The sequence below is a fragment of the Gluconacetobacter entanii genome, assembly GCF_003206495.1.
Classification (GTDB): domain Bacteria; phylum Pseudomonadota; class Alphaproteobacteria; order Acetobacterales; family Acetobacteraceae; genus Novacetimonas; species Novacetimonas entanii.
On sequence record NZ_NKUF01000120.1, the window covers coordinates 1 to 1,374 of the forward strand.

2 protein-coding genes are annotated in these 1,374 nt (G+C 50.7%); one reads left to right on the top strand and one right to left on the bottom strand.

Going from position 1 to position 1,374, the window contains the following annotated elements; all coding sequences use genetic code 11:
• Positions 1 to 253 (top strand): transposase (locus tag CFR72_RS16770; RefSeq protein ID WP_146220781.1); only part of this gene is annotated, 253 nt, incomplete at its 5' end.
• 847 nt (positions 254 to 1,100) lie between these two features.
• On the opposite strand, the gene CFR72_RS16780 is transcribed toward CFR72_RS16770, so the two are convergent.
• The coding region (locus tag CFR72_RS16780; protein ID WP_146220782.1) for a transposase at positions 1,101 to 1,374 on the bottom strand (274 nt) is incomplete at its 5' end.

Here is a 1,374-nt window from a genome sequence, read left to right on the forward strand (position 1 = left end):
CGCCATGGGAAAATGGACCCTCGAAATCATCAGGCGGTCCGATACGACGAAGGGCTTTCAGATCCTGCCGCGTCGCTGGGTGGTGGAACGGACATTCGCCTGGCTGGGACGGTGCAGGCGGCTCGCCAAAGATTGGGAAAAGTCCATTGCGTCCTCAACCGCATGGACATTGATCGCCTCGATCCGCATGCTCACACGACGGACAGCAAGGCATTGTCAAGCTTGGAAAACTTTCGGATCGGGCTCTAAATGAGTTCGCTGCGCTTCGCGAAATAAAAACTATGTTGGCTGAAACCGATCGCGCCAAACTAGCAGTAGCCTTCTGGTGGGCGGGCGCAATCGAACGCCTAGAACTAAATCGATCCGGGTTGAATCTTGAAATCCTGTGCAACCTTGATTCAGGTGCCTGTAACCCAGAAGAACTACGCAAAATGCTGGATCACCCGGGGATAACTCTTAAGTCACACCCATCCCTCCACGCCAAGGTCTGGTGGACATCTACTGCCGCCATAGTTGGCTCGTCTAATGCTTCAACCAACGGCCTCGCGCTAGAATGCGAAGCTGGCAACGGATGGCATGAAGCCAATGTCCGGATCAATGATACCCGTGCACTCGATGGCATCTGTATATGGTTTGACGACCTATTTAAGGCGGGATATCGTATTAAACTAGCAGATCTTGATCACGCGCAGGCGCTCTGGAATGCGCGCAAACGAATAGCGCCAACCGGCATGCGGCTGGCTCGGACCTTGTTCGATGCTTATCGAAGCTCTCCCGATAATCCTGTCTGGCAGCGTGTTAAAATAATATATTGGTGCGATCATCTCGATAAAAAACACCAGGATTGGATAGATACAGAGGTAAATGAAGGACGTATATCACGTAATATATCAGCATACAGCGAGTGTGAAAACAAAATATTGTCCAATGATTACGTCCTTGATTTTAGTATTGAATCCGAAAATCCAGTCTATAACGGAATCTGGAAAGCACTACCTCTAGGAGTTCATCCAACGTCACTTAGATTAGTAAGGAAAATAAATCTGTTATCACTTAGTGCGTTTGGTCGATTCAAGATATCGGATATCGAAGAGGCAGCATTATCCGGTATCGCCACGTCTACTATCAGAGCCCGATCCGAAAGTTTTCCAAGCTTGACAATGCCTTGCTGTCCGTCGTGTGAGCATGCGGATCGAGGCGATCAATGTCCATGCGGTTGAGGACGCAATGGACTTTTCCCAATCTTTGGCGAGCCGCCTGCACCGTCCCAGCCAGGCGAATGTCCGTTCCACCACCCAGCGACGCGGCAGGATCTGAAAGCCCTTCGTCGTATCGGACCGCCTGATGATTTCGAGGGTCCATTTTCCCATGGCG